At 53.1% G+C, this 20316-nt stretch carries 19 protein-coding genes; 10 read left to right on the top strand and 9 right to left on the bottom strand.

Annotation, left to right across the window (positions count from 1 at the left end; all coding sequences use genetic code 11):
* The first annotated feature begins 103 nt into the window (after positions 1–103).
* Positions 104–1492 (top strand): signal recognition particle protein, encoded by a 1389-nt coding sequence (gene ffh / locus IMCC3135_RS29685; protein ID WP_088920879.1) that lies wholly within the window; start codon positions 104–106, stop codon positions 1490–1492.
* 78 nt (positions 1493–1570) lie between these two features.
* Complete coding sequence (locus IMCC3135_RS29680) at positions 1571–3718, top strand: heparinase II/III domain-containing protein (protein ID WP_088920878.1); 2148 nt, start codon at positions 1571–1573, stop codon at positions 3716–3718.
* Here IMCC3135_RS29680 and IMCC3135_RS29675 read toward each other — a convergent pair whose 3' ends face one another.
* Positions 3719–3904, bottom strand: coding sequence for a hypothetical protein (locus IMCC3135_RS29675; RefSeq protein ID WP_088920877.1), 186 nt, complete (start codon positions 3902–3904; stop codon positions 3719–3721).
* 118 nt (positions 3905–4022) lie between these two features.
* Positions 4023–4496 (bottom strand): DUF4410 domain-containing protein, encoded by a 474-nt coding sequence (locus IMCC3135_RS29670; protein ID WP_088920876.1) that lies wholly within the window; start codon positions 4494–4496, stop codon positions 4023–4025.
* Positions 4497–5054: 558 nt separating this feature from the next.
* Between IMCC3135_RS29670 and IMCC3135_RS29665 the strand changes: the two genes are divergently transcribed.
* Both IMCC3135_RS29665 and IMCC3135_RS29660 read left to right on the top strand, forming a co-directional pair.
* Positions 5055–6581 (top strand): HAL/PAL/TAL family ammonia-lyase, encoded by a 1527-nt coding sequence (locus tag IMCC3135_RS29665; protein ID WP_088920875.1) that lies wholly within the window; start codon positions 5055–5057, stop codon positions 6579–6581.
* A 202-nt stretch (positions 6582–6783) separates the two neighbouring features.
* Entirely contained in the window at positions 6784–7341 is a 558-nt protein-coding gene (locus tag IMCC3135_RS29660; RefSeq protein WP_088920874.1) for a hypothetical protein, read from the top strand.
* Between the two features lie 64 nt (positions 7342–7405).
* Here the strand turns inward: IMCC3135_RS29660 and IMCC3135_RS29655 are convergent, their stop codons facing one another.
* Entirely contained in the window at positions 7406–8533 is a 1128-nt protein-coding gene (locus tag IMCC3135_RS29655; protein WP_157736360.1) for a helix-turn-helix domain-containing protein, read from the bottom strand.
* An 81-nt stretch (positions 8534–8614) separates the two neighbouring features.
* On the opposite strand from IMCC3135_RS29655, the gene IMCC3135_RS29650 reads away from it, so the two are divergent.
* Positions 8615–9673, top strand: a complete 1059-nt coding sequence (locus IMCC3135_RS29650) for an alpha/beta hydrolase family protein (protein ID WP_088920872.1) — start codon at positions 8615–8617, stop codon at positions 9671–9673.
* 59 nt (positions 9674–9732) lie between these two features.
* Positions 9733–11070 (top strand): cation:proton antiporter domain-containing protein, encoded by a 1338-nt coding sequence (locus tag IMCC3135_RS29645; protein ID WP_236994690.1) that lies wholly within the window; start codon positions 9733–9735, stop codon positions 11068–11070.
* A gap of 92 nt (positions 11071–11162) precedes the next feature.
* On the opposite strand, the gene IMCC3135_RS29640 is transcribed toward IMCC3135_RS29645, so the two are convergent.
* From IMCC3135_RS29640 to IMCC3135_RS29635, 3 genes are all read right to left on the bottom strand, one after another.
* Complete coding sequence (locus IMCC3135_RS29640; protein WP_088920871.1) at positions 11163–12041, bottom strand: DMT family transporter; 879 nt, start codon at positions 12039–12041, stop codon at positions 11163–11165.
* Between the two features lie 63 nt (positions 12042–12104).
* The gene (locus IMCC3135_RS34380; protein ID WP_157736359.1) at positions 12105–12275 is read right to left on the bottom strand and encodes a hypothetical protein; all 171 of its coding nucleotides are present in this window, start codon (positions 12273–12275) and stop codon (positions 12105–12107) included.
* The gene (locus tag IMCC3135_RS29635) at positions 12272–13702 is read right to left on the bottom strand and encodes an aminotransferase-like domain-containing protein (RefSeq protein ID WP_205737777.1); all 1431 of its coding nucleotides are present in this window, start codon (positions 13700–13702) and stop codon (positions 12272–12274) included. The genes IMCC3135_RS34380 and IMCC3135_RS29635 overlap by 4 nt, the downstream gene beginning before the upstream one ends.
* Before the next feature lie 115 nt (positions 13703–13817).
* On the opposite strand from IMCC3135_RS29635, the gene IMCC3135_RS29630 reads away from it, so the two are divergent.
* Positions 13818–14678, top strand: a complete 861-nt coding sequence (locus tag IMCC3135_RS29630; protein WP_088920870.1) for a DMT family transporter — start codon at positions 13818–13820, stop codon at positions 14676–14678.
* Positions 14679–14711: 33 nt separating this feature from the next.
* Here the strand turns inward: IMCC3135_RS29630 and IMCC3135_RS29625 are convergent, their stop codons facing one another.
* Positions 14712–15179 carry an Lrp/AsnC family transcriptional regulator gene (locus IMCC3135_RS29625; protein ID WP_205737776.1) on the bottom strand — a complete coding sequence of 156 codons (468 nt, stop codon included), beginning with the start codon at positions 15177–15179 and terminating at the stop codon, positions 14712–14714.
* A 124-nt stretch (positions 15180–15303) separates the two neighbouring features.
* Between IMCC3135_RS29625 and IMCC3135_RS29620 the strand changes: the two genes are divergently transcribed.
* Positions 15304–16254, top strand: coding sequence for a hypothetical protein (locus IMCC3135_RS29620; protein WP_205737775.1), 951 nt, complete (start codon positions 15304–15306; stop codon positions 16252–16254).
* An 80-nt stretch (positions 16255–16334) separates the two neighbouring features.
* On the opposite strand, the gene IMCC3135_RS29615 is transcribed toward IMCC3135_RS29620, so the two are convergent.
* A complete protein-coding gene (locus tag IMCC3135_RS29615; protein WP_088920867.1) occupies positions 16335–16703 on the bottom strand; it encodes a glyoxalase superfamily protein in 369 nt (122 codons plus the stop codon).
* Between the two features lie 63 nt (positions 16704–16766).
* Positions 16767–18731, bottom strand: coding sequence for an AAA family ATPase (locus tag IMCC3135_RS29610; protein WP_088920866.1), 1965 nt, complete (start codon positions 18729–18731; stop codon positions 16767–16769).
* Positions 18732–18901: 170 nt separating this feature from the next.
* Between IMCC3135_RS29610 and IMCC3135_RS29605 the strand changes: the two genes are divergently transcribed.
* Together IMCC3135_RS29605 and IMCC3135_RS29600 are read left to right on the top strand one after the other, a co-directional pair.
* Positions 18902–19519 carry a glutathione S-transferase family protein gene (locus tag IMCC3135_RS29605; protein WP_088920865.1) on the top strand — a complete coding sequence of 206 codons (618 nt, stop codon included), beginning with the start codon at positions 18902–18904 and terminating at the stop codon, positions 19517–19519.
* 58 nt (positions 19520–19577) lie between these two features.
* Entirely contained in the window at positions 19578–20312 is a 735-nt protein-coding gene (locus tag IMCC3135_RS29600; protein WP_088920864.1) for a maleate cis-trans isomerase family protein, read from the top strand.
* Positions 20313–20316 lie beyond the last annotated feature (4 nt).

Genomic DNA, 20316 nt, shown 5'->3' with positions numbered 1-20316 from the left:
GAAAGCCTCCTGCTGTGTCCCGTATACTGTGGACATACGGCCGGTAGCCGGGCCTGTTGCCCGGGATTCGACCGATTGCCACCCAAACGATCCAGGACAGAGCATGTTCGATAGTCTCAGTGAGCGGTTAGGCCGCACCATCAAGAATCTTCGGGGTCAGGGTCGCCTGTCCGAGGACAACATCAAGGATACGCTGCGCGAAGTGCGCATGGCGTTGCTGGAAGCCGATGTTGCCCTACCCGTCGTCAAACAACTGATCGACGCCATTCGCGAAAAGGCGATGGGTCAGGAAGTCATCGGCAGCCTGTCTCCCGGACAAGCCTTCATCAAGATCGTCAACGACGAGCTGGTGTCGGTCATGGGCGACAACGCCCAGCCGCTGAATCTGTCAACCCAGCCGCCGGCTGTCGTTCTCATGGCGGGCCTGCAGGGCGCAGGTAAAACCACCACGGTTGCGAAACTGGCGCGCCTGCTAAAGGAGCGTGACAAGAAAAAGGTCATGGTGGTCAGTTGTGACGTTTATCGTCCGGCCGCCATCAAGCAGCTGGAGACCTTGGCCGACTCGGTGGGTGCCATTTTCTTTGCAAGCTCGATAGATCAGTCACCGGTCGCTATCGCAAAGAGCGCTCTGGATGCTGCGCGCAAGCAGATGGTGGATGTGCTGTTGGTCGATACCGCCGGCCGTCTGGCTATCGATGAGGAAATGATGGCGGAGATCAAGGATCTTCACGCAGCCATCAAGCCGGTAGAAACCCTGTTTGTCGTTGACAGCATGACGGGTCAGGATGCGGCCACCACGGCTGCCGCTTTCGGTGAGGCTCTGCCTCTGACGGGTGTTGTGCTGACCAAGACAGACGGCGATGCTCGTGGAGGTGCTGCACTCTCCGTACGCGTCATCACCGGTAAACCCATCAAGTTCATTGGTGCCGGTGAAAAGACCGATGCTCTTGAAACCTTCCACCCGGACAGAATTGCCTCTCGCATTCTGGGTATGGGCGATGTTGTCAGTCTGGTAGAAGAGGTCACCGCCAAAGTCGATCACGACAAGGCGGAGAAGTTTGCCAACAAGATGAAGAAGGGTCACAACTTCGACCTTGTGGACCTGAAGGATCAGCTGGAGCAAATGGCCAATATGGGTGGCATGGCCGCCCTGATGGACAAGATGCCAGGCATGAACGAAGTGCCTGAGGCCATGAAGAAGAAGATGGACGACAAGCAGTTTGTCCATATGATCGCACTGGTCAACTCCATGACTCCGCAGGAGCGTAAGTACCCGGCTATCCTGAAAGGCTCACGCAAGAAGCGCATTGCCACTGGTGCAGGTCTGCAGGTGCAGGATGTGAATCGCCTGCTCAAGCAACATCAGCAAATGGCTCGTACCATGAAGAAGATGAGTAAGGGTGGCATGGCCAAGATGATGCGCTCCATGCAAGGCAAATTGCCGCCCGGTATGGGTGGAATGGGCGGCATGGGTGGGATGGGAATGAAGTAGTCAGGGAATTTTCCTGATACCGGCCACTTCGCACTCGACTAGCTGCCATGAGGCATCAGGCATCAGAAGGAGCAAGCCATGACGATCGACAAGGACCCAACTGCCATCGCAAATTCGGTGGCACTGTCTACAGCCACTGACATGGGGGGTCTGCGCCAGGCGCAGGACCAGACTGGTCTCATGGGTGACAGTATTGCCGCGATGGTGTCGCGTCTTGCGCCACACCTTCTGCAGTCAAGCGACATACCGGGGCATGGAGAAGCCGGTAGTTATGCACACAATCAGCATCAGCTAAACTGTCGGCTGTGTGAAGAGGCGGGAACGCTCCACCAGATAACCGGGGAGCAGCGTTACGCTGACTTTGCGGCTGATCTACTGAGCCGCTATGCCGACTGCTACCTGGGCCTGGGTTTCCAGCAAGCCAGGAACACCAATCCTGCAGGTCGCATCTTTCACCAGATTCTCAACGAGAACATGTGGTTGTTGTCGATGTCGATCGGCTATGGCTGCATCAAACACAGCCTGACGCCAGAGCGTCGCAGTCATATCGAGACCCAGTTGCTGCGCCCAGTGGTGGAGATGATGACGCAGCATTACGCTCACCACTTTGGCACCATACACAATCATGGTCTGTGGAGCGTTGCGGCGGTGGGCATATGCGGTCTGGTGATCGGCGATGACAATTATGTGGCGCAAGCTGTCGATGGCCTGCAAGGGGACCGCACCAGTGGCGGCTATCTGGCTGAGATCGGCCAGCTGTTCGCACCTTCGGGTTATTACATAGAAGGACCCTACTACCACCGATTCGCGATTCGACCTCTACTGATTTTTGCCGAGGCGCTACATACGCATCGTCCAGAGCTGGATATCTATAACGTCAGTGGGCAGCGCATCGGCGCTACGATCAAGGCCTTGTTGTCGCTTGTCTATCCCGACGGGCGTCTGCCAGCGTTGAATGATGCCTCATTGAGCATGGGCATTCAGGACGATGGACTACTGATTGCCGCCAGTGTCTACAACGCACGCTACGGCGATGATCCTGCTGTTCACGCACTGGCACGCCAGCAAGCTCAGGTATGGGTGCATCCGACCGGACTCGCTCTGGCAGCATCGGCCGATCAATTGGTCGGCAATGCGCCGCCGTTCTGGCCCAGTGCCCAGCTCAGCGAGGGACCAAACGGTGACAAGGGAGCTCAAGGGTTCTTGCGTGCCAGGGCCGCTGATGGTGATATCAGCCAGGTGTCGATGAACTACGGTCAGCACGGTATGGATCATGGCCATTTCGATACCCTGGGTATTAATCTGTTCAACCGAGGCGGTGAGTCGCTGCGCGAATACGGCTTTGCCCGCTGGCTCAACGTTGAGCCCAAGTTTGGTGGACGTTATCTCCCCGAGAACAAGTCGTGGGCGCGTCAGACATTAGCTCACAACGGTGTCGTGGTAGACCGTCGATCCCAGAATGACGGTGATCAGATACGTGCCGATGGCGTCCATGGCCAATCACACTTCTTTGTTGGCTCGGGACCCGTGCAGGCAATGAGTGCATTTGCCAATGAGCACTATCCGGGCGTTGGGATGCAGCGCACGGTATTGATGATTGAGCATGAAGTATTGAGTACACCGTTGCTCGTCGATCTGTATCGTCTCAGTAGCGATGTCGAACACGATTACGATTACGCCTTGCAGTATTCAGGGCAGATCTGCGATACGAGTGCGGACTACCAACCCAATCTTGATCAGTGGTCAGTGCTGGGCGAGGCCCACGGCTATCAACACCTGATGGGCATGGCGCAGGCCAGCATCACAGAGCCGACTCGCCTTACCTGGCTGCAAGGGCAGCGCTTCAATACCTGGCTCAGTGCAGCCGATCAAGGTGAATTGGTGTTCGCCCAACTCGGTGGCAATGATCCCTCGTTCAACCTGCGTCGTGAATCGACTTTGCTTTTACGTCAACGGGGCAGCACTCACTTGTTTGCATCGGCATTCGAAACCCATGGTTTCTTTGACGAGCCGACCGAACGTTGCTGGGGCGGACGTGGTGAGCTTGATGAGATCCGCATCATTGGCCATGATGATACAGCCAGTGTGATCGAGCTGCGGGGCAAACGTCTGCATTTGATCGTCATGATCAGCAACCGGCCAGACGTCAAATCAGACAGCGTCAATGAGGTCCATTTCAATGGTCGTGATTATCGATGGACCGGCTTCTTCGCCTGCCAGGAATAATTACTTTATCTGGTATCTGGCCGAAATCATGAACCAGTCATTGTCTTCGTCAACGTTGGTGAAGTCGGCTTCAAGCGTCAGCCTGGGCATTGTCTGGTAGCCGCCGCCCAAGGCAAAGCTGATATACAGTTCGATGCAGGCGATTGACGATCGCAATTCGAGTATGAATATTTCGCTGTTGAACAAGAATCAGGAGTTGTGGTTATGCACATTTCGAGAGCTTGTTCACAGATGAAGAGAGGGGAATGTAATTCCCAACCGTGACCGCAACACAGATTGAGCGATCATGGCTCTTGGGTGAGTACTATTTTCCCTGCAGGAACTTGGAAATAGCCTTGGCGTGGTTGCTGGTAAACAGCTCTGGACCACCACCGGCCAAGCCATCTGTCGATTCAATGTTCGAAATTCCTATGCTCTTGTTGCTAGCTGTATCAATGACATTGATTTTTGTCTGGACAGAGTCCTTGCCAGCAAGTCCGCCCAGCAGGATGCGAGACACACCTTTAGACATTTTGAATTCAGTGATTGTCACGTCTACTTTTCGAGCAGCATTGCCTGTCGCCAGCATGCCTTTCTTTTTCAGATCCTTTTCCAGGTACTTGCGCAGGTTGCTCTCAAACTTATCAGGAACATCGGCGGCACTGCTGGAGATGTTCGCTATCTGGTAGAGCTGAGTTCCATCAGTAGCTGGCAGTGCTAGTTGAACATCGCTGTTGCTGCCACAGGCAGTAATGAAGGCGGAAACAAGAACCAGGCTGAGAATCGTACGACGTTTCATAAGTTTTTCTCCGAGTTTAATAGGGGTAAATCGAGTGCTGAGTGTCCACCTTGCGCACAGTCACGAGCTTCCATCCAGCCGAATGAATCGGCTTCGTGGATTGTGGACAATCGGTGGGTAATGGCAGAGGCCTGGGTGGCCTTCGTACAGCTCGTTCAGGGCTGAATAGAATCAGCGCTTCGGTTCGAATATCAGCCGATCTGATCGCCTTGCTGTGTCGGAAGGCGCAATTATCTGCCAGGGGTATTTCATCAGGTGCACTCCTTTGCGTGTGTGGCAGACTATGCCACATTCAAGTACAAAATGGGATAAATAACCCAAAATAAATACCGAGGCAATTTGCAATTGAAAAGCACACAAATCGTAAAAGAGCTGGGTTTGTATTGTTGCCGTTTAGTAAGGTGTTGGGACATCCATCTGGTACGCCTGTATCGAATCCATCGTCATTCGTTAGAAGCGAAACGCGGACGTTATATGCTGCTAGAATTTTCGAATTGGTCAGGGCGGATTAGAATGATGAAATCTTGTATTTTTACTGTATTGGGCGGGGCTGAATAAATGTTGGTTTTTGATGACTCAGCATTAGTTATAGAAGATGTTGTTGATGTGGCTTATCAGCGCAAAGAGAGCTGCCTTAGTGGCGCACCTGACTTCGTAAAGAAAATTAACAAGGGAGCTGAATTCCTTGATGATCTACTAAAAGAAGAAGGTGTTATCTACGGCGTAACGACCGGCTACGGTGATTCATGTACAACTCATATCCCTATGGATCTGGTGTCAGAGTTGCCAAAGCATTTATATACTTTTCATGGCTGTGGCTTGGGCGCGGAATTTTCGGCACCTATTGGGCGTGCCGTATTGGCCGTGAGATTGGTCTCATTGGCAAAGGGTTTTTCTGGCGTTAGCTATGGTTTGCTGGAACAACTCATGCTGTTGTTACGACAAGACATTATTCCCATTATTCCTGAGGAAGGATCGGTCGGTGCTAGTGGGGATTTAACGCCATTATCTTATGTCGCAGCAGTTCTCTGCGGTGAGCGTGAAGTCTATTATCAGGGTCAGCGGCGTGAGACGAAAGGTGTTTTTCGTGAGTTGAAAATAGAACCTGTTCATCTGCGCCCAAAAGAAGGGTTGGCTTTGATGAACGGTACTGCAGTGATGACTGCGTTGGCCTGTGTCGCCTATGAAAGAACAAGCTATCTTGCTCAGCTAGCGACTCGCATTACTTCTTTGATGACCGTGGCAATACACGGTAATGCTCATCATTTTGATGAATTGCTGTTCAGCGTTAAACCTCATCCTGGTCAGCAGAAAATTGCTGCATGGCTGCGCGAGGATCTGCATGCTGGTGAGCCTACTAGAAATCCAGACAGGCTTCAGGATCGATATTCTTTGCGTTGTGCACCACATGTCATAGGTGTGGTTGCCGACAGTTTTCCGTGGTGGCGACAATTTATTGAAAATGAACTGAATAGCGCTAATGACAACCCGATCATTGATGGAGAAGGTGGGCATGTGCTGCATGGCGGGCATTTTTATGGAGGGCATATCGCCTATGTCATGGACTCAATGAAAAATACCGTTGCCAATGTGGCTGACCTTCTGGATCGGCAGATGGCGCAACTGGTTGATCCAAAGTTCAATAATGGCTTGCCCGCGAATCTATCAGGTGCACCCAAAGATCGAGCAGCGATCAATCATGGTTTCAAGGCCGTTCAAATTGGCATGTCAGCCTGGACCGCAGAAGCATTGAAGTTGACCATGCCAGCAAGTGTTTTTTCCCGCTCAACGGAATGTCATAATCAAGACAAGGTCAGCATGGGAACCATCGCAGCAAGAGATTGCCTGCGAATATTGCAGTTGACAGAGCAGGTTGCAGCCGCCGCCTTGTTAGCTGCCTGTCAGGGTGTTGAGCTGCGAGCGCAAGCGGGGGATGGTGAATACGCACTGACTGGCGGTATGCAGGAGACACTTTCTCAGGTGCGGGAAGAGTTTGCGTTTCTCAAGGAGGATCGTGCCCTGGAGAAAGAACTGCGAAAAATGATTGATCAAATTCAATCGCAGCATTGGCAGCTATTTGAGTAGAAGAGCAAACGTGGCAGGCTGTATAGTGCAAATATCTATCAGCACTGCATGGCTGCATCGAATGCGCATCACATTTCCGAGCTGTTTGTGGCAAATTATTGCACGGGAATATTCGCGTTCTAATGCAGCATTTGTTCACAGACTGCTCTTTGAACAGCTGGCATAGTGAATCAACCAGTTCTTAAAGCAAGTGCCTGATGTCATGAACATTCAAGGGAATTCAAGCTTTTCACCTGACGCTCTCGACAAAGAGAGCGTGTCGCCAACCAGCAATCGCGTGATTTATAAACGATTGGATTCGAATACTTCCCAGCGACAACGAGTATTGATGGAGCCTGACAAGCAAGTCGAAAAGCGACGTGCTCGACAGGATGAGTACTGGCGTCAGCGTACCCTGGCGAGGCAAATACAGATGCAGCGGCGGGCACAAACCGACGGCGAACTGCAAGATGGTGAGCAGGCACTGGAGGAAATGGATTCCAGGCATCGTATGGGTAAATTGCTCAATTTTTTCATGGATGCATACAATGACCTGAAACCGGCTGAGCCCTTTTTTCATTGGATTGAGTCAATGACACAGATTGATCAACTCAAGATTCTGCAGAAGATCATGAAAGACAGGGGATATGGCGGCATTGTAAAGCCTGAGTGGATACGAGCATTCAAAAGAGGTTGTCGCTGTATGCATGCCTCTTGCGACTGCTTTGTCGAAGCTATCGTGCAAGGCGAGTCGGCGAGAGGCGAGTTCGTAATCAGCTAAAGGTTGGGTGTTCGAACGGTTCGCCTCATGATAAAAATGCACGAATCACGGTTAAAGTTTTTAGTTAGCCCGATTGGGTTGTCAGCCAATCGCTCGGACTGGCCTGGCTGAGGCGCATGAACTCGCGATTGAAGTTGGACTTTGTATTGAATCCACATTCGTAAACTGTTTGAGTAATGCTTTTTCCTGCCTTTAATAGTTTGTAGGCGTGATCGATACGGTAGCGATTGACGTACCTGGAGACGTTTTCTCCCTTTTGTCTATTGATAGCTGCAGAGACTTGTTTGGCGGGGATACCCAGCTTGCGTGCGAGCCGTGTGAGTGTCAGATCCGCGTCCAGAAATAGCTGTTCTTTATTCATGAGTGTGCTCAATTGACTCATGATCTCCACATCTCGCTGGATGTTCTCTTCTGAGAGCAAGGGCTCTGTGTCGTCAGTTTCCTTATTAGCTGGCAAATCACGAGCTGGCAAATCACACACTTGCCCTTGAGCTTGTGTCAGCTCTTGAGATAGGCAGAGCGCGCCAATAAGCAGTAGATTGACGGACGTAAACAGGCTGACAATGACCGGTAGCCAGTGCCCGCTGCCGATCGCCTGATCCAGAATGATCAGAGCATCACAGACAGCAGAGGCCAGCAAAGCAAAGGCAATTGCTCGCCATAGTCGTCTCGGCAGCTCACCACTTTCCAGTCGCATGCCAGGCAAGCTGTCGCCATCTTGTGACGTAGCCGCCAGCAGTTTTCTTCCGTAGATCACAAAGTTGAGCGGCACGATGGTATCAAGTGCTGCTGGCATGGTTACCAGACTGAGTAGGGTGGCCAGTGGCAGCACGGCATGCAAAGCATCTGTTTGCACATTAAATGCGCGACGGGTAGTGCTGGCAAAAACCAGCCAGCAAGCCGGTGGGATCAGCGAGGCCGTCAGGGGCTGCAACCAGCGCATGTTGATCCAGCCGTAATGATGTACCAGGGCTATGATCAAGCTTTGTAGTGCACACAAACCGATAAGCAATAGTAGAGGCTTCTGCGGATTCTCACGCAGGCTTGCCCGCATCATCAAAAAGGCAAGCAGGATGGATACGATCAGCGGAATCGGTAAAACCAACATAGCGGCGTAAGCACAAGTACAAGAGGCAAGAGTGAACGTGGAGCTGAACCCAGAGAGTTCAGGTCCTATTAACGTGTTCTGCACGTCCTCGATCCGGTTTCAGGACGCGAAAAGCGTGTCGAAGGCGCTAAATGGATATCCATCTTCCCACGAACGAAACAACAAATGAATCTCTCTGGAATCAGTTTTACTCTCTTGTTGATTGCTGCCACACACTGTGTGCAGGCTTCAGAATCCCCAAGTGCTGGCGAAGCAGTCATTCATGAGCCGGGATACCGTACGTTCGAAGTGCAGGCCGGACATCACGAGAACCCATTCTCGGGCGTGATGTACTATCCGGCAAATGAGGATGGCAATACGGTTCTGCTGGGGGAGAATCCCGTGTTCCAGGGAGTCAATGTCAGGCAGGATGCGGGTATGGCGAAAGGCCGGTTTCCGGTGCTCCTACTCTCACATGGCCTGGGTGGTCATACGGGGACTCTGAGCTGGCTGGGAGCTGAGTTGGCTCGACAGGGCGTCATGGTTGTGGCGGTCAATCACCCGAACAGTACAACGCGTGATTTCGACATGCTCAAGGGACTGGATCACTGGACACGCGTGCTGGATTTGCAAGCAGCACTGCATCAGTTGGCTGCAGATCCTGTCATGGGAGCCAGTATGGATATGAACAGTCTTCACGCAGCCGGATTCTCATACGGTGGCTGGACGGCTCTGTCGATGGGGGGCGTGAGTGGGAATCTGGCCGGTTATGCCGCACATTGCAAATCCGTGGGAACGGCCTCGACGCATTGCGCTGATATCACGCGTGCTGGTATCGATCTGAGTACGCTGGATTCTGTTCACTGGGATGCTTCATATAAAGACAAGCGTATCAAGTCAGTGATTGCTATCGATCCCGGGCTGCTTTATGGGATACAGCGTTCCGATGTCGTTGAGCTTGTCGACAATGTATTGCTCATCGGTTTAGGTGAAGGCAAGGATCGCCTGCTGGCGACAGATTTCAGTGATTCGGGTAGCGGATTTGCAGCGATGCTGCCGAACGCCACAATTTCGAGTATTGCTCCGGCTAATCACTTCAGCACGTTTCTTCTGTGTAAGCCAATCGGCGCCGAACTGTTGGCAGAAGAAGGAGATGATCCGGTCTGTACTGATCCAGTAAGTGCAGATAGGCAAAGGATTCACGAGCAAGTGATTGAGCAGATCGCAGCGTTCATTGAGAGGTGATTGCGAGAGGTGAGCTCTTGGCGTTGCTCAGGTATTGTTCCCTGAGTCGAACAATAGCGTTGTCAGTTTTCAGTAGTCAGTTGACCGAACAAGGCGAGGAGGGCAGCGCCCATGGCCGCCTCGGGCTTGCGATGTCTGTCTTTCAGGACGTTACGGCTGTGCCTTTTCTGGTGGTCATTCCGGTGTTGGGTACTGCAGTTGGCAGCCTGGCACTGGCGGGTGCTTTGGGGTTGGCCATAGGCAAGGCGGTGCTCGCCTTCGCACTGGTGTTTTTTGCCGGCCGCTGGTTGCTGCGTCCGCTGTTTCAACTGGTTACCCGGCGTCGTTCAGCCGAGGTGTTTACCCTGACAGTTCTACTGGTTGCATTGCTGGCTGCGTGGACGACCAACGGTTTGGGTCTTTCTCTTGCGTTCGGGGCATTCCTGGTTGGGATGATGCTGGGCGAGACCGAGTTTCGCTTTCAGGTCGAATCGACCATGCGTCCTTTCCGGGATGTTTTACTCGGTTTGTTTTTCGTCGGTATCGGTACCTTGATTGATCCGGGGGCAATCCCCGACATCTGGCACTTGGCCATGCTGGGTGCTGTTCTTATTCTATCGAGCAAGTTACTACTGGTGGCTGCAATGGTGAGGATGAGCGGCATCGTCACATTGACAGCCTGGCGTGTGGGCTTGTTGCTGGCGGTTGGGGGCGAGTTTGGTTTTGCTTTGCTTGCCATTGCGCTGGATGCGAATGTGATTGACGTGCGCCTGGGTCAGATTGCCTTGACCTCTGTCTTTTTCTCAATGATTGGTGGTTCGGTTCTGATTCGATTCAATCAGGCAATTGCAACTCGACTCAGTGGTGTCAAGCAAGGCGAAGCTTCGGATCTGAGTGATGCGACGCTGAGTTCAGATGAGCCTAGAGTACTGATCGGTGGTTATGGTCGTGTCGGTCATACGATCGCTGTGTTGCTGCATGACAGTGGTATTGCCTTCATGGCGTTTGATACTGATATGAAACGGGTCGAGCAAGGTAAGGCTGATGGCCATCAGGTGATGTATGGGGATATTACTGATCCGGAGCTATTGGCGACGGTTCAAGTGGATCAAGCTTCTCTGGTGATACTCAGTGTTGATGATTTCCCGGTTGCACTGCAGGCAGTTTCAAATGTGCGTACCGCTGCACCGCATGTGCCCATCATTGCACGCGCCAGGGATCTGGAGTCGAGTTCCAGTTTGCTTGCCGCTGGGGTCTCGCATGCCTATCCGGAAATGATCGAAGCGAGCCTGCGTCTGGGTGCAACCGCGTTGCAGGTACTGCGGGTGCCAGTCAATGATATCGACCTGATGATCCAGGAAGTCAGAGACCGGGATTATCAGCCCGTACTCGAAGAGGCGCAGGACGAGAAGCCATGAGTGTTATGTAGTGCGTGTTAGTCGCAATCCTGCAATCAGTGAATCATGTCTATCTACGGGAATAGCATTAGCGCAATGGTGGGATTGTCGAGTCAGGGCAATCGCGCATCAGTGGTATCCACCCGACGTTGCCTCAGCACGGTATAAAGCCCACTGCCCACAACAATGGCGCTGCCAATAAGGGTTAATGTGTCCGGTCGCTCGCCGAAAACCACAACGCCGATAAGCATGGCGAAGACCAGTCGTGAGTAGCGAAAAGGCGCTACCGCGGACACCTCTCCCAGGCGCATGGCATTGGTCAGTGCGCTGTAGGCCAGGACCCCGAAGACAGTGGCTGCTGCAATCTTGGACAAGACGCTGATATCCGGCCACATTGCACCGCCGGTATAACTCAGGGCGATGATGCCGGCAATCATCAACATGGTAAAACCGTAGACGCCCAATTGTGCATTGGTCAATTGTGGTGGGGCTGCCTTGGTTGCCAGATCCCGGCCGGCAAAACCGATAGTGCCCAGCACAGCGAATATCGAGGCAGGTTCGAAACCGCTCAAACCAGGGCGCAATATCAGCAGCACGCCGATGAAGCCGATGCAGATTGCACTCCAGCGTCGCCATCCGACGGTTTCGCCGAACACAAAAACGGCACCGACAGCGACCACCAGAGGCGTTGCTTGCAGGATAGCTGATGCATTGGACAAGGGGGTCAGGGCAATCGCCAGAGTGAAACACAGACGACCCATGATCTCGAACCCGGATCGGGCGACCATGACTCGTGAAAAGCTGGAGGGGTCAAATACCGGACTGCCCTGGCGCCTGGCCAGTATTGCAAACACGATCGTTCCAGAGAGGCCGAATATCAGGAGTACCTGACCAACAGGCAGAGTCAAGGTTGCAGCCTTGATGAACATGTCTTCCAGGGCGAATGCCGCCATGGCAAGTACCATGAACAGGCTGCCGCGAGAATTATCCAATGTGAATGCTCCAGAAAGTGGGTGGTATGAATTCCGATACTTCGGTTTGAACGACTGGTCGTGTCAGGCGTTGGCGACTGAGTGAGCTGCCCGCAATATGACTTGTCGAAGCCATTGCTGCGCAGGGTGTCTGCTGAACCTGTCATGCCAGATCAGGTCCAGACCACATCCAGTGCCCGGGGTGTGGGCATCGAACACGACCAGCAGGTTAAGATCCAGCGATCGCAGGTTCATTGAGCTTTCTCATTCTGGGGAGTATCACTCATCGCCGCTTCAAGCACTTGGTAAACAGTTTCATCGTGAGTCTGGGTGACGTTGAATCGCATGAAGTCACTGAAGTCGTGTGACAAGCTGAAAGCATTACCGGGCGCGAGCACGACATGATCGGCCAGTGCTTTGCGTGCTACAGCCGCAGCATCAATGCCATTGGGAAGCTGGCACCACAGGTAAAGGCCAGCTTGAGGTGTCAACCAGGGCAGGATATTCATGGTGGCAAGTCTCTGTGCAACCCGAATGCGCTGATCAGACAATCGCTGTCTCAGTGATTCCACATGCTTTCGGTAGGCGCCATCTTTCAATATGGCCAGCGTGATATGTGCGGCCAGGTTGCCACTGCCAAATGAGGTGGCAATTTTCAGATCCAGCAATTCCTCTACCCAGCTAGCGGGTGCTGCGATGAAGCCGCAGCGAATCGATGCCGAAATGGTTTTGGAAAAACTGCCAATCAGACAGACTCGTTGCAGTCCGTCCAGCGCTGCCAGTCGGACCGCTGGGCTTTGCTCGAAATCGGTAAAGATATCGTCTTCCACGATTCTCAGGTCGTACTGCTCAGCCAGTTTGACGACGCGCAGAGCCGTGTCGGTAGACAAGGTGGCTCCCGTTGGGTTGTGAACACCCGAGTTGGTGATGTACAGGCGTGGTCGATGCGTTTTCAGAGCATTTTCGAATAACGAGATATCCGGCCCGGTTGCCGTGTAAGGCACGCTGATCACATGAGCACCATGGGCCTTGAGCAAGGCATGGAAGTTGAAATAGCAGGGGTCATCGACGAGTACGGTGTCGCCGTTTTCGAGCAGGCAACGGCACATTAGATCAATGGCCTGGGTGCCCGATTCTGTCAGCAGAATGTCTGCTGCTGCCGTGTTGATGCTGATGTTTGCCAGGCGGTGGGACAGAAGCTCTCGCAGTGGTGCCAGGCCTTGTGCTGGTGCGTAGTCGGCCAGAGCGTTCCCTGTGCTTCTGGCGACTTTGCGCAGTGCACGACGCAGGCTGGCCTCGGGCATCCACGATGGTGGCATCCATCCACAGCCAGGTTTGAGTGTGTCATGGGCTGCATCCAGTGATTGTCTGGTGATCCACAAAGGGTCGATGTCGCGATCCCGGCAAGGCTCAGTCCTTGACAAGGATAAGGGGGCGAGTGGTGCCGATACATAATAGCCAGCACCGGGACGTGATTGAATGACGCCGTCTGCTCGCAGTCGTTCGTAGGCTTCCACCACGGTCGACTTTGACACGCCAAGGCATTGGGCGAACTCGCGAATTGAGGGCAGCCGAGAACCCGGTGTCAGTGTTCTTGCAGCAATGCGTTCGTGCACAGCGGCCATGGTGCTGGCAATCAGTGTGGTAGAGGATTTTGCTGATTGCCGATCTGGTGCGTTCATAAGAGTTGTCGTTCTTGACAGACCAGTACAGTATGATCAAATTGTACCCTACTGTCTCTGGTTTATTTCTCCAGAACACCGCATGCTGTGTCTAACGGTTTTCACGAGTAGACACATGAAGGACATCACGACAGGTTGGCTGAACGGATTTGTGGGGATGCTGATCTTCAGTGGATCTCTACCTGCGACACGGTTGGCCGTCATGGATTTTGATCCCGTGTTTCTGACGGTTTGCAGAGCGGCAATTGCCGGGCTGGTTGCCATTGGTGTTCTACTGCTTCTGAAAGTGAAAAGACCAGAGCGCGTCGATGCCATCTCGCTTCTGCTGGTGGCCATTGGCGTGGTTGTCGGCTTTCCGCTGTTGACCGCTCTGGCCTTGCAGCAGGTGAGCGCCGCTCATTCTGTTGTCTACATTGCCCTGTTACCTTTGATGACGGCGCTGTTCGGCGTCATTCTCGCCGGCGAGCGGCCAAGCCTGGCATTCTGGTTTTTCTCCATTGCAGGTAGTGCGCTGGTCGCAGGCTTTGCCTTGTACGGTAGTTCCTCGGCAAGCATGCTGGGTGATGTCTACATGCTGGCAGCTATTGTCGTATGCGGGCTGGGATATGCCGAAGGGGCGAAGTTATCCAGAAAACTGGGTGGCTGGCAGGTCATCTGCTGGGCATTGGCGTTTTCACTACCGCTGATGCTGGTTTCAAGTGTTGTGCTGCAGCCTTCAAGCTTTCGGGAGATTGGCGCTGCCTCCTGGGTTGCTCTGGCTTATGTCTCCTTGTTCAGCATGCTTATCGGCTTTGTATTCTGGTATCGGGGCCTGGCTCTGGGCGGAATCGCGGCGGTAGGTCAGCTGCAACTTCTGCAACCTTTCATAGGGATGTTACTGGCAGCACTGGTACTGGGAGAGACGATCAGTCTTGCCATGGTTGGGACCTCGGCACTGGTTATATTCTGTGTCGTTGGTGGCCGGCGCTTGGGGTGAGATGGCGCAGGTTCTTGGTTGAGCGTGCTTGTTTTACGGTTTTTCAGGGGCCAGCAAGGTGGATGTGTCGAACTTGCTGCGTTTGCGTGACAGTAAGGTTCTGAATTTGCGCATGTTGTCATCGGCATACAGCACCGCATCGCAGAATCTGTCATAAGCCTGCATGTCGGGCACAGAAACGATCAACATGAAGTCGGATTCACCGGTCACCTGATAACACTGCTTGACCTCTCGGGCGGCCAGCGCGCTGTCTTCAAAACGCTTGTACATGAGTTTGTGATCGCGCTCCATCGTGACTTCGATGATCAGGTAGATGCTGTTGCCCGTGGCTTCGGGATTCAACAGCGCAACCACTCGATCAATGATGCCGCTGGCATGCAGTCGCTTGACACGCTTCAGGCAGGCAGAGGGTGAGAGTCCGACTCGTTCAGCCAGTGTCTGGTTGGTGATATTGGCGTCCTGCTGCAGATGATCAAGTATTCGACGGTCAAGTGAGTCCATGTACATAAAATTCGATAAGGGCAGGCTGATACGCTATAAAAATACGTGAACAGATGGAATATTGCAGAATATTCTGTCTTGATTGTCGTATCGTTATGCCTCGTTAATGACCGACATCCAGCTAGTGAAATTCTCTCAGTCCCTGTTTGCAGTACGCACCATCCTGGTCGAATCAATCAAGGTTTACGGCGTCTTGCTCAAGATCATGATTCCGGCCCTGTTGGTGGTGAAGGTGTTGGAGGAGCTGGGAGCCATGCAGCTTATCGGCGCGGTTCTGGCACCGGTCATGTACCTGACGGGGTTACCGGCCTTGCTGGGTGTCGTCTGGGCGACCACATTGCTGACGAATATATTCTCCGGAATCGTGGTCTTTGTCGGGCTGGCCGGTCAGCTTTCCCTGAGTGTCGAGCAGGTAACGGTGCTGGGTACTCTGATGTTGATCGGACACTCCATTCCGATTGAAGGCGCGGTGGCCAGAAGGGCAGGCGTACCCTGGTGGGTCACTATTGTATTACGGGTGGGTGGCGCACTACTGCTGGCTAGCCTGCTGCATTTGTTTTATACACACTTCAACTTGTTGCAGGAGCCTGCGACCATTGTCTGGAGTTCTTCGGGTGGCGATGATTCTCTGACGGCGTGGGTTATTAGTCAGGCCAAGACATTGGGCATGATCTACTTTGTGATTCTGTCCCTGATCATTTTGCTGAATACACTTCGATTGCTGGGCCTGGAGAGGCTAATGCATATCGGGCTGGTTCCTGTACTGCGTGTGCTGGGAATCGGGCGCTCAGCCGCCAATGTCACTGTGGTAGGCGTAGCTCTCGGCTTGAGCTATGGGGCAGGTTTGCTGATACGCGATCTTGACCAGGGCGTGATGAACCGGCGTGATGCCTATCTTTCCCTGTGTTTTCTGGGTTTGCTCCACAGCATCATTGAGGATACCTTGCTGATTCTGGCACTTGGCGCTGATTTGTCAGGTATTTTATGGGCAAGACTGATATTTTCGTTTGTTGTTATTGCTGTGCTGGCCAGGCTTTATGGTGTTTGGGAGATCAGACAGCCAGTGCTTGAGTAGTTGCGTACGCAGTGCGGATTCATTGTGGATTCATTGTGGATGCAGTGAGTGCGTCGTCGCGGACGCCGTCGTTATTGGGATCAGTTTGAAACAGATGTGCAGAATACAAGTCTGTTGCCTGAAGGGTCCTGGATCGACATTTCGCGATAGCCCCAGGGCTGTTCCTGCACACCAGGTCGGGCATTCTGATAGCCTTTTGCATTCAACTCTTTGCAGTAGGCATCGACATCGTCAACATCGATTCTGAGTGTCGAGCCGGGGCAGGCATCGCCATGATGTTCGGACAGATGCAAGACGCAGTTATCCTTGAAGGCACCGAAGTACAAGGGTGATTCCGTATCAAAACGATGTTCGAAGGAGACGTCGAAGCCCAGAAAATCCAGATAGAAAGCTTTGGTTTTCGCTTCGTCGAAACTGCGCAGAATCGGTATGGGGCTTTGCATGTTCATAGGATTTCTCAACTGGGCTTAAAGGGCGAGCATCGGTCATAACGCCTATCAGGTGGATCGATATCAGGCTCGTGTTCGTCTGCCGGGTTTGTTGTCAACCTTGCCGGTGGCAGAGATTTCTTCGATCCAGTGTCTGAGCTCCTCGGGAACCATGAGCCGTTTTCTGGCTCGTGTTACTCCGACATAGATGGCGGAGCTGAAGGCAGCTCTTGAGGCTGTTTCTACCGCATTGAAAACATCGGGTGCCAGCATGACGTTATCGAATTCAAGATTACGTACATTCTCGATCAGGCTTACGGCATGGGTATGTGTGTGGCTGCGAGTTGTGCCTAGACGCATATAGGTCTGCTGCCAGTTTTTCTGCCCATAGCCTTTTTCCAGTAGTTGATTGATGCGTCGAAAGCCCGGGTTGTTCTGATAACTGCTGGCTAGCCTGTCCCAGGAATTGAAGCGGAACAACTCGCCATGTCGGGCACTGCCGCCGCCTGACTTGAGCTCGATGCAGTCCTGTACGAACATGTCCAGATCCTTGTGATCGCTCATCAGGACCGGGTTGATATTCTGGTTTGCCAGACGCTGTACCCATTCGAACAAGCCCCAGGTGTCACTGACCAGGATCACGGCTGGCACGTCTGGCACCACTGCTTTCTGGTAGTACTGAATGTCGAGTCTGCTCAGGTTGTTGCCCTGGAATCTGGCTTTTGTGCCACTGGGGTGCGTGGCAATGATGGGGTTGATGATGCTCTCCAGTTCGTGGCCGGAACGTACTGAATGAACCATCTCGCGCAAACGAGTCTGACCCGAATGCCTGGTGGACTGGCCTTTCAGGTTCTGGTAATCATCACCCAGAGTTGAACGGGCTTGCGGGCCGCAGGCCAGAATCTGGAATACAGGTTTGGGCAGATCATGGCACTCGTCAACCAGAACGTGGGTGTACTTCTCCGGAACGGACCAGCCATTGAGAGCTGCCCATTTGATTTTATGAAAACCACGAATCTGAGGTTTGAAGTCTGGTGTCGGTGGCGATAGCAGTGTGTTCCAGAGCTCTTTGGCGTATTGGCAGACGACGGCGCGCAGAGTCAGATCGAAGGTGCTGGCATAGCTGGCCGGTATATGTTTTGTCTGGATTTGAGCGTCGCCACTTTGGCAGAAGCTGAACACGGTGGCGCGAATGGCTTTTATGATCTGATCGGTGCCGAATTCGTTACTGGGCTTTACCCCCAGCTGTTGCACAATCACACTGTCAGGCATGGTGGCACGAGTGCTGTACTTGCGCAGCATGTTGCGGTTGGCCGAGGAGGTGAAATCGACGGGGATGACCATTTCGGCCAGTTCGGAAAAGGTGCATTTGTGGACATGGCGCAGGCTGGAAGAGTCGATACTCAGGGCGTCCAGTTGTCGCTTCTGAGCCGCCAGTACCAGTATTTTTCCACCCGATGTTTCAAACATGCCCAACAGGGTTTTAATCAGGGAAGACTTGCCAGTCCCTGCATAACCCTGAATATGCATATGCTCGTCTTTCTGCGATTCGAATTCCCGGTAGACCCGGCTTTGCTCGGCGCTCAGTGAAAATTGTCTTGAATCAATCGTCGTGCTGACGCGTTGGCTGGCCAGGCTTTCCCGATACTTCTGCTGAAAACCATAATCCCAGAGACCGGTGTAGTGAAGATAAGCCTTGCGCCTGACCGTCTCCTCGTCCAGCAGTGCGATGCGAAAGTCGACAAGCAGCTCAGAGCCTATAGCCACTGATTGCCGGTTCAGGTTTTTCAGGGCGTAGTCAGTCAGCTCAGCCAGGCCGTCTCTGTCGACCTGTTGCTTGCATGACTCGATGGTTTCAGCTAATACGCGTTCGGCAGGCAGACGCTTGTGGTCGCGCAGCGCGGGCAGGTGAGCCAGAAGAAAGAGGGCGGCAATTTCCGGTATCTCGAGCCGCTGTAAAGTGTTCTCCCAGCTGGCCGTCTCGTCAAGCACCGTCAGCAGCGTGCTTTCGCTGACAGGTAAGTACATGGCGGCATCAATGAGTAACATGGCTAGGTTCGAAAACAAGGCGCAAACCGATAGTGGCTCTGCGGGCAATCATCTCACAGGCCAGCCTTGCCACAACACGAGTACTCGCCAGAGTAATAGACTAGGAGGCTGTCCTCACTATTCTCGGACAGCCTCCTAGCGCTCGCATCCCATCATGGCTGAACGGATTCATGACATTGAAACTCTATACATCACCAGGCAGCATCGGCGTGGCTGTGCATATTGCACTTGAAGAGTCCGGCCTGGACTATGAGCTGATCAGGATTGATTTTGCCAGTGGCGAACAACTGACTGACCAGTATCGTCAGGTCAATCCCAAATTGCGTGTGCCAGCATTGCTTGTCAATGATCAGGTGCTCACCGAAACCCCTGCTATTCTGGTTTACCTGGCACAGCTGGCACCTGCTTCCATATTGGCCCTGCCTACTGATCCGCTGGCATTTGCGCAGCTGCAGTCGTTCAACAGTTATCTGTCCTCCACTGTGCATATCGCACATGCGCACAAGAAGCGGGGTCGGCGCTGGGCAGATGATGCCAATGCTCTGACAGCGATGACAGCCTATGTGCCTGTCTCGATGAGCGCGTGTTTTGAACTGATCGAAACAGAGATGCTGCAAGGGGATTGGGTGCACGGTGAGGCATTTTCCATTAGCGATCCCTATCTGTTTGCGCTCAGCTTGTGGATGGAGGGCGATGGAGTCGATCCGTCACGTTACCCGAAGATTCAGGCGCATCGTGCCAGAATGCTTGAGCGCGAATCGGTACTGCATGTGATGAAGACATTGTGAATCCGACCTATCGCACCTACTTTAGTCTGTTGATCTCCATCGAAGCACGAATCCAACCATGAGCACATTTGTAAGTCCCAAGCGCATCGGCATGCTGACACCCTCATCAAATACGGTGATTGAGCCCTACACCTCCAGGCTTTTCATGCCATTCATGGAAACCGTGAGTGTGCATTATGCGCGCTTCAAGGTAACTGGCATCTCACTCTCTCCGGAGTCAGTGAAGCAGTTCGATCACGATACGATTATGGAGGCGGCCCACCGATTGGCAGAAGCCAGTGTTGATTGCATTGCCTGGAGTGGCACGGCTGCCGCATGGCTGGGTATGGAACAGGAGCAGGCCTTATGCCGACGTATTACCGAGGAAACTGGCATTCGGGCAACATCTACCATGGCCGCGTTTGCAGAAGCCGTCGAGCGTCTGGGGGCAAAACGTCTGGCATTGATAACGCCATACACCTCCGAGATTCAGGATGCCATCATTGCCAGATACCAGGCTGCAGGCTTTGAGATCGTGCATGACACTCGGCTGGAAGATCAGGGTAATTTCTCTTTTGCCACATACCCTTCCGATCAAATCAAAGGCTATGCGATGAGTGCCGCTGAGTCCAAGCCTGATGCCATTCTGATCGTTTGTACCAACTTTCGTGGCGCCCCCATTGCCGCTGAGGTTGAGGCGGCAATCGGTATTCCAGTGATTGACTCGGTATCCATTACCGCCTGGCAGACATTACGTCTGGTTGGGGAAGATCCTTCAGAAATCATGGGTTGGGGGAGTGTTTTTGCTCTTTAACGGG

Origin of the sequence: Granulosicoccus antarcticus IMCC3135 (assembly GCF_002215215.1) — a bacterium.
Classification (GTDB): Bacteria; Pseudomonadota; Gammaproteobacteria; order Granulosicoccales; family Granulosicoccaceae; genus Granulosicoccus; species Granulosicoccus antarcticus.
The sequence above is the reverse complement of the archived record's forward strand: the minus strand, read 5'-3'. Positions and strand labels throughout refer to the sequence as shown.

Excerpts from the sequence above, each read along its gene's own strand:
- IMCC3135_RS29650 (WP_088920872.1), top strand. The coding sequence starts at position 8,615 with ATGAATCTCTCTGGAATCAGTTTTACTCTCTTGTTGATTGCTGCCACA.
- IMCC3135_RS29635 (WP_205737777.1), bottom strand. The coding sequence starts at position 13,702 with ATGAACGCACCAGATCGGCAATCAGCAAAATCCTCTACCACACTGATT.
- IMCC3135_RS34380 (WP_157736359.1), bottom strand. The coding sequence starts at position 12,275 with ATGAACCTGCGATCGCTGGATCTTAACCTGCTGGTCGTGTTCGATGCC.
- IMCC3135_RS29680 (WP_088920878.1), top strand. The coding sequence starts at position 1,571 with ATGACGATCGACAAGGACCCAACTGCCATCGCAAATTCGGTGGCACTG.
- IMCC3135_RS29670 (WP_088920876.1), bottom strand. The coding sequence starts at position 4,496 with ATGAAACGTCGTACGATTCTCAGCCTGGTTCTTGTTTCCGCCTTCATT.
- IMCC3135_RS29600 (WP_088920864.1), top strand. The coding sequence starts at position 19,578 with ATGAGCACATTTGTAAGTCCCAAGCGCATCGGCATGCTGACACCCTCA.
- IMCC3135_RS29605 (WP_088920865.1), top strand. The coding sequence starts at position 18,902 with ATGACATTGAAACTCTATACATCACCAGGCAGCATCGGCGTGGCTGTG.
- ffh (WP_088920879.1), top strand. The coding sequence starts at position 104 with ATGTTCGATAGTCTCAGTGAGCGGTTAGGCCGCACCATCAAGAATCTT.
- IMCC3135_RS29625 (WP_205737776.1), bottom strand. The coding sequence starts at position 15,179 with ATGGACTCACTTGACCGTCGAATACTTGATCATCTGCAGCAGGACGCC.
- IMCC3135_RS29610 (WP_088920866.1), bottom strand. The coding sequence starts at position 18,731 with ATGTTACTCATTGATGCCGCCATGTACTTACCTGTCAGCGAAAGCACG.
- IMCC3135_RS29615 (WP_088920867.1), bottom strand. The coding sequence starts at position 16,703 with ATGAACATGCAAAGCCCCATACCGATTCTGCGCAGTTTCGACGAAGCG.
- IMCC3135_RS29660 (WP_088920874.1), top strand. The coding sequence starts at position 6,784 with ATGAACATTCAAGGGAATTCAAGCTTTTCACCTGACGCTCTCGACAAA.
- IMCC3135_RS29665 (WP_088920875.1), top strand. The coding sequence starts at position 5,055 with ATGTTGGTTTTTGATGACTCAGCATTAGTTATAGAAGATGTTGTTGAT.
- IMCC3135_RS29630 (WP_088920870.1), top strand. The coding sequence starts at position 13,818 with ATGAAGGACATCACGACAGGTTGGCTGAACGGATTTGTGGGGATGCTG.